This window comes from Actinomyces sp. ICM58 (genome assembly GCF_000283035.1).
Classification (GTDB): domain Bacteria; phylum Actinomycetota; class Actinomycetes; order Actinomycetales; family Actinomycetaceae; genus Pauljensenia.
Genome location: NZ_ALIY01000026.1, coordinates 1 through 6,891 on the forward strand (window position 1 = coordinate 1; position 6,891 = coordinate 6,891).

At 66.8% G+C, this 6,891-nt stretch carries 4 protein-coding genes; 3 read left to right on the forward strand and 1 reads right to left on the reverse strand.

The features are described 5' to 3' along the window. Positions 1 to 33: 33 nt before the first annotated feature. Positions 34 to 504: an NUDIX hydrolase gene (locus HMPREF1138_RS01255; RefSeq protein ID WP_009055592.1), complete on the reverse strand. Its 471-nt coding sequence runs from the start codon at positions 502 to 504 to the stop codon at positions 34 to 36. 210 nt (positions 505 to 714) lie between these two features. Between HMPREF1138_RS01255 and HMPREF1138_RS01260 the strand changes: the two genes are divergently transcribed. The 3 genes from HMPREF1138_RS01260 (at position 715) to HMPREF1138_RS01270 (ending at position 6,356) form a co-directional block, all read left to right on the forward strand. Beyond that, the gene (locus tag HMPREF1138_RS01260) at positions 715 to 2,241 is read left to right on the forward strand and encodes a CCA tRNA nucleotidyltransferase (RefSeq protein ID WP_039936408.1); all 1,527 of its coding nucleotides are present in this window, start codon (positions 715 to 717) and stop codon (positions 2,239 to 2,241) included. 145 nt (positions 2,242 to 2,386) lie between these two features. Further along, positions 2,387 to 3,853 carry an NADP-dependent phosphogluconate dehydrogenase gene (gene gndA / locus HMPREF1138_RS01265; protein ID WP_009055593.1) on the forward strand — a complete coding sequence of 489 codons (1,467 nt, stop codon included), beginning with the start codon at positions 2,387 to 2,389 and terminating at the stop codon, positions 3,851 to 3,853. Between the two features lie 145 nt (positions 3,854 to 3,998). After that, on the forward strand, positions 3,999 to 6,356 hold the full coding sequence (locus HMPREF1138_RS01270) for a transglycosylase domain-containing protein (protein WP_009055588.1): 2,358 nt from the start codon (positions 3,999 to 4,001) through the stop codon (positions 6,354 to 6,356). Positions 6,357 to 6,891 lie beyond the last annotated feature (535 nt).

Here is a 6,891-nt window from a genome sequence, read left to right on the forward strand (position 1 = left end):
GCCGCGCACGCGGCGGCCACCCACACCCCGCGCCTAGCCACGGCTATCCCGGTAGAGCAGATCGAGGGCGATGCGCACGATGCGGCGCTCGTTGGGGTAGGCCAGCTGGCGCGACACGTCGCGCAGGGGAACCCACGCGGCAGCCTCGGCCTCGTGATCCGGGTCCCCCTCCACGGTGATCGTGCCGGACTCATACCCCATCAGGTAGTGATGGACGACCTTGTGGACGCGGCGGTCGTTGCCGGAGAACCAGTAGTCGATGGAGGCGAGGTGGCGGATGATGCGCCCGTGGATGCCGGTTTCCTCGGCGACCTCGCGCAGTGCGGCCTGCTGAGGAGTCTCGGACCCCTCCAGGTGCCCCTTGGGTAGGCACCACTCGACGCGGCCCGCGCGATTGCGTCGAGCGATCAGCGCCGCATAGGGAATTCCGTCACGTACATCGACGACGATGCCGCCCGCGCTGGTTTCCGCGGAAATCGGCAGGTGAGAGCGGCCTTGGCGCACGGAAGCGGACCGACGCGGGGGTCTGGGAACCCCGGCTCGGCGGTCAACGGAACGTGCAGGCATGACTCCACTTTAGCCGGTGGGCGGCCCCCGGTAGTCGGCCAGGGCGCTTTCCTGGCATGCTTAGGGGCGATGAGTACCCAGTCAGCTTCCCCGATCAACGGCCCCGTGACCGCGCAAAACGCCGGAACGACGGACATTCCTACCCTCATGGCGAACGCCACGAGGACGTTTGCGGCGCTCCCGCCCGCGATTATGGAACTCGGCACGATTTTCGACGAGGCCGGGGAGGAGCTCGCGCTCGTCGGCGGGCCCGTGCGCGATGCCTTCCTGGGGGTGACGCCACACGACTTCGACATGACGACTTCCGCGCGTCCCGAACGCACCGAGGAGCTTCTGGCCCAGTGGGGTAACGCGACGTGGGACATTGGCAAGGAGTTCGGAACGATTGGGGGTCGCCGAGGCGACCTGATCGTCGAGGTGACGACGTATCGCACCGACGAGTACGAGATCGGCTCGCGCAAGCCGGAGGTGACCTTCGGCGACACGCTCGAAGGCGACCTGACGCGCCGCGACTTCACGGTTAACGCCATGGCGATGCGCCTGCCGCAGATGGCCCTCGTCGACCCGTGCGGCGGCCTGGCAGACCTCGCGGACGGCAACCTGCGCACCCCCGTGTCCGCCGAGCAGTCCTTCGACGACGACCCGCTGCGCATCATGCGCGCCGCGCGCTTTAGCGCCCAGCTGGGCCTCGACGTCGACCTGGACGTCATGAACGCGATGGAGACCATGGCCTCGCGCCTGGACATCGTGTCCGCCGAGCGCATCCGCGCCGAGCTTGAGCGCCTCATCATCTCCCCCTACCCGCGCCGCGGCATCGAGCTGATGGTGCACACGGGCGTCGCCGACATCGTCCTGCCCGAGGTCGCCGCCCTCGTGTCCACGGTCGACGAGCACAAGCGCCACAAGGACGTCTACGAGCACACCCTCACCGTCGTCGAGCAGGCCATGGACCTGGAGACCGGCCCGGACGGCCCCGTCCCGGCCCCCGACTTCGTCCTGCGCTTCGCGGCCCTCATGCACGACGTCGGCAAGCCGGCGACGCGCCGCTTCGAGCCGAACGGCTCCGTGTCCTTCCACCACCACGAAATCGTGGGCGCGAAGATGACGCGCAAGCGCATGAAGGCCCTCCACTTCGACAAGGCGACGACCGAGGCCGTCTCCACCCTCGTTGCCCTGCACCTGCGCTTCCACGGCTACGGCGAGGCCGCCTGGTCCGACTCCGCGGTGCGCCGCTACGTGGCCGACGCGGGCGACCTCCTCGAGCGTCTCCACCGCCTCACGCGCGCCGACTGCACGACCCGCAACCGCCGCAAGGCCAACTACCTGTCCGCCGCCTACGACGACCTGGAGGCGCGCATCGGGGCCCTGCGCGAGCAGGAGGAGCTCGACGCGATCCGCCCAGACCTCGACGGTGACCAGATCATGGACATCCTGGGGCTGCGCCCCTCGCGCGCCGTCAAGATCGCCCGCGACTACCTGCTGGAGCTGCGCATGGAGCGCGGACCGCTGGGCGAGGAGGCCGCCCGCGAGGCGCTCCTGGAGTGGTGGGCCTCGGAGGACGTGCGCGCCCTCGCCGAGGAATATCAGGCGCAGCAGGCCCGCTGGGAGGCCAAGGTCGCCGAGAAGAAGGCACGCAAGGCCGCCGCGAAGGCAGCCCGCGAGGCGCAGGACTAGAGGCGCGGCGGGCCGCGAAAACGCGAGCGAGCGGGGCCTTCGGCCCGGGAGGGGGCGACCATCGTCACGCCCGCGCACGGTGCGTGCCCACCTGCCACGGACGTACCCTGGTGACAATTGACCTATACGTGAGGAGAGTCCCCGCATGAGCACGTTCACCCCCGAGAAGGCCTCCGCCGACATCGGCGTGTACGGCCTGGGAGTCATGGGCGCCAACCTCGCCCGCAACCTGGCCCGCAACGGCTACGCGACCGCCGTCTTCAACCGCACGCCCGCGCGCACCGACAAGCTCATGGCCGAGCACGGCGACGAGGCGACCTTCGTCCCCGCGTCCACGCTCGAGGACTTCGTCGCCTCCCTGCGCACGCCGCGCGTCGCCATCATGATGGTCCAGGCCGGCCCCTCGACGGATGCCGTCATGGGCCAGCTCGCCGACCTCATGGACGAGGGCGACATTATCGTCGACTGCGGTAACTCCCTGTTTACCGACACGATCCGCCGCGAAAAGTGGGCCGCCGAGCGCGGGCTGCACTTCGTGGGCGCGGGCGTGTCCGGCGGTGAGGAGGGCGCCCTGTGGGGCCCCTCCATCATGCCCGGCGGCACCCCCGCCTCCTACGACCGCGTCGGCCCCATGTTCGAGGCCATCGCCGGCACCTACGACGGCGTCCCCTGCTCCACGTACATTGGCGCGAACGGCGCCGGCCACTTCGTGAAGATGGTGCACAACGGCATCGAGTACGCGGACATGCAGGTCATCGCCGAGGCCTACACCCTCCTGCGTGAGGGCCTGGGTGCGACGCCGGCCGAAATTGCCGACATCTTCGCCGCCTGGAACGAGGGCGAGCTCAACTCCTACCTCATGGAGATCACCGTCGAGGTCCTGCGCCAGGTGGACGCCGAGACCGGCACGCCCCTCGTCGACCTCATCGTGGATGCCGCCTCGCAGAAGGGCACCGGCAAGTGGACGGTGCAGACCGCCCTCGACCTGGCCGTCCCCGTCACCGCGATCGGCGAGGCGACCTTCGCGCGCGGCGCGTCCTCCGAGCCTGCCCAGCGCGCGGCCGGCCAGGCGCTCGCGGGCAACGCCACCGCACTCGTCATCGAGTTGGACGAGGCGCGGGCTGCGTTCATCGAGGACGTGCGCCAGGCGCTGTTCGCCTCCAAGATCGTCGCCTACTCGCAGGGCTTCGACGAGATCGAGGCGGGCGCGAAGGAATACGAGTGGGGCATCGACAAGGGCGCCCTGGCTCGCATCTGGCGCGCGGGCTGCATCATCCGCGCCGCCTTCCTCGACGACATCACGCGCGCCTACGAGGCCGACCCCGACCTGCCGCTGCTGCTGGCCGCCGAGCCCTTCGCGACCCGCTTCCAGGAGTGCACGCCCGCGCTGCGCCGCGTCGTGGCTCAGGCGGCCCTCGCGGGTGTTCCGATCCCCGTGTTCGCCTCCTCCTTGGCCTACTTCGACCAGATTCGCGCGACGCGCCTTCCCGCGGCCCTCATCCAGGGTCAGCGCGACTTCTTCGGCTCGCATACCTACCACCGGGTCGATAAGGAAGGTGTTTTCCATACTCTCTGGGCCGCCCCCGGGCGTCCCGAGGAGCAGTGGTCCTAATACGACCTCACTGAAGGACCGCTGGCAGGGGGGTGAGTGCGCTGCAACGCGCACCCACCCCCCTGTGTTTGTATTCATACATTGGGGTTCTTTCAGGAAACATGGTTAACCTAGAGGTACAACAATCCGCTGAAAGGGCGAACACGTGGCGACTAGCAACGGAAAATCCAGCTGGAACGACATCGTCGAACCGGACAAGCACAGCGCGTCCGGGCGGGACTCCCTGCCCTCGCGACGCTCGTCGCGCTCCTCGAGGAAGGCCGCCAAGGCCTCGTCGAGTGACAAGAAGGGTCCCGCGAAGAAGCGTTTCCGCTGGGTCAAGCGCATTGGCTTCGGAATCCTGACCATCTTCCTGGGTATCTTCATCGCAGGCATGGCCGTGTTCCTGTACCTGTACAACACGCTGAGCATCCCCGCGCCGGATGACCTGGCGCTCGCGCAGAAGACCACCGTCTACTACTCGGATGGCACTACCGAGATGGGCACCCTCGGCGACATCAACAGGCAGATCATCGACACGACGACCCTGCCCGACTATGTGCCCAGGACGATCGTCGCCTCCGAGGACCGCACGTTCTACACGAACAACGGCGTCGACCTGAAGGGCATCTTCCGTGCCCTCGTCAACAACCTGCGCGGCGGCGCGCGCCAGGGTGGTTCGACCCTGACGCAGCAGTACGTTGAGCGCTACTACATGGGCGAGACCACGTCGTACACGGGCAAGCTCAAGGAAGCGGTCTTGGCGATTAAGATCAACCGCGAGAAGTCCAAGGACGAGGTCATCGGCGCGTACATGAACACGATCTACTTCGGTCGTGGCGCCTACGGCATTGACGCGGCCGCGCAGGCCTACTTCGGCCACGGCGCCGACCAGCTGACGCTGTCCGAGTCTGCACTGTTGGCCGCCGTCATTCCCGCGCCTTCCGCGTGGGATCCCGCCGTGAACCCGGATAAGGCGAAGGAGCGTTGGGAACGTGACCTGAACCTTATGGTCGAGGACGGGTGGCTGAGCCAGTCCGAGCGTAACGCCGCCGTGTTCCCCGAGACGATCGACCCCGACACGCTCAATAGCGAGTCGATGACGGGTACGAACGGCTACCTGATGGCCCAGGTTAAGGAGGAGCTGCTGGCCTCCGGACAGTTCGACGAGGACAAGATCGGCCAGGGTGGCCTGCGTATCACCTCCACGATCGACAAGGAGCACCAGGAGCAGGCTGTCGCCGCCGCCGAGGGCATGAACGAGGTCGATGGCTGGGATCCCACGTACCAGCACGTCGCCCTGTCGTCGATGGATCCTGAGACGGGCGAGATCCTCGCCGAGTATGCGGGCGCCGACTACGAGAAGCGCCAGCAGAACGCGGTGACGCAGGATATCGCGATGGCGGGTTCTTCCTTTAAGCCGTTCGCCCTCCTGGCGAACGCGCGCCTGGGTGGCACGGTGTACGACACCTATTCGGGTAAGTCGCCGCAGTACTTCCGAGGTATGGGGACCCCCGTGTCGAATGACGGCGGCTATTCTTTCGGCAACGTCACCCTCGTGAAGGCGACCGCGTACTCGATGAACACGGTGTTCGTGGGACTCAATGATGACGTGGAGCCGGAGAATACGATGAAGGCCGCGATCGACGCGGGCATCCCCGAGGACACGGTGGGCTTGAACGATGAGCTCCTCAACGTGCTGGGCCCCTCTTCGCCGCACAACATCGACTTGGCGACCGCGTACTCGACGATCGCGAACGGTGGCCAGCGCGTCACTCCGCACATTGTGAAGAAGGTTGAGGATTCCCACAACAAGCTCGTGTACTCGGGCGACGTTGAGCCCACGCGCGTCTTCGACGTCGAGGAGGTCTCGTCGATCATGCCGGCCCTCGAGGCCGTCACGAAGGGTGATGGCACGGCTAACCGCGTCGACAATTCGATCGCGCGCCTGGTGACCGCGGGCAAGACCGGCACCTCCTCGGACCAGCTCTCCGCGCAGTTCATCGGTTTCGTGCCCGGCATGGTGACCGCCGTGTCGATGTACCAGTCGGATGCTGACGGTAACTCTGTGCCCTTGGATGACGTGGGTGGCCTGGATCAGTTCCATGGCGGCGACTGGCCGGTGGACGTGTGGATCGACTACATGAAGCCGGCGACCGCGGACCTGCCGGGCGATGACTTCCCGTGGAAGGTCGAGTCGAACCGCAAGGTCCAGAACAACGCTCCGACGCCCGTGCCGACCGCGACGAGCGAGGCCCCGCAGTCCTCGTCCGAGCCGACTGCGACGCCGACCCCCGAGGCGACCCCCTCGGCTGAGCCGACGAAGGAGTCCGACGAGGACGGCAACAACGGCGGTGGTAACGGCGGCAACAACGGCGGCGGGAATCATAACGGCGGTGGTAACGGCGGCGGCACCGGCGGCGGCACCGGCGGCGGCAATAACAACGGCGGCGGGAACAACGGCGGCGGCAACGGTGGAGGGAACACCGGCGGCGGCAACAATAACGGCGGCCGAAGAAACTAGCCGCGCGTCCTAGCGCCGAGCCTGCGGGCCCCGAGGAGAATCCTCGGGGCCCGCACTGTGTGTGGAGAGGCTCGCGCGTTGGGGAGAGGTCTCGGGCCTTCATGTTGCTTGTGCGTGTTTATCGCCGCGTGCGTCGCGCTGGAATGCCCTGTGTGCGTGCTCTGCGAGCGCTGAACAGTGCCGTGTGCCGATCCTTGTCGCGATAGTTAGTTCGGGCCGTGCACGCGGATAGGAAACGACGATACGGATAGGTTATGAGGCTCTTCGCATTGTGGGGTGTGGGGGTGGTGGTCGAAGCGTCCCGGGGGTCGTGGACAGTGTCGTGGGACGACGACCGAACACAGGAGTTCACCTTGGGCGCCTCATCAACCAAAACTCGCATGCAATTCGGGTACCCGAACTTTCTGCAGCGCCCGAAAACGTTGCAATTCCAACGGTGCGATTTCAACGTTTGAAATACGTGTGGGGGAATTGCATGCGACATTTCTGAGGAACCACAACATGAGACGCCACAAAGGCACCACGAAGTGCCCCA

Excerpts from the sequence above, each read along its gene's own strand:
- HMPREF1138_RS01260 (WP_039936408.1), top strand. The coding sequence starts at position 715 with ATGGCGAACGCCACGAGGACGTTTGCGGCGCTCCCGCCCGCGATTATG.
- gndA (WP_009055593.1), top strand. The coding sequence starts at position 2,387 with ATGAGCACGTTCACCCCCGAGAAGGCCTCCGCCGACATCGGCGTGTAC.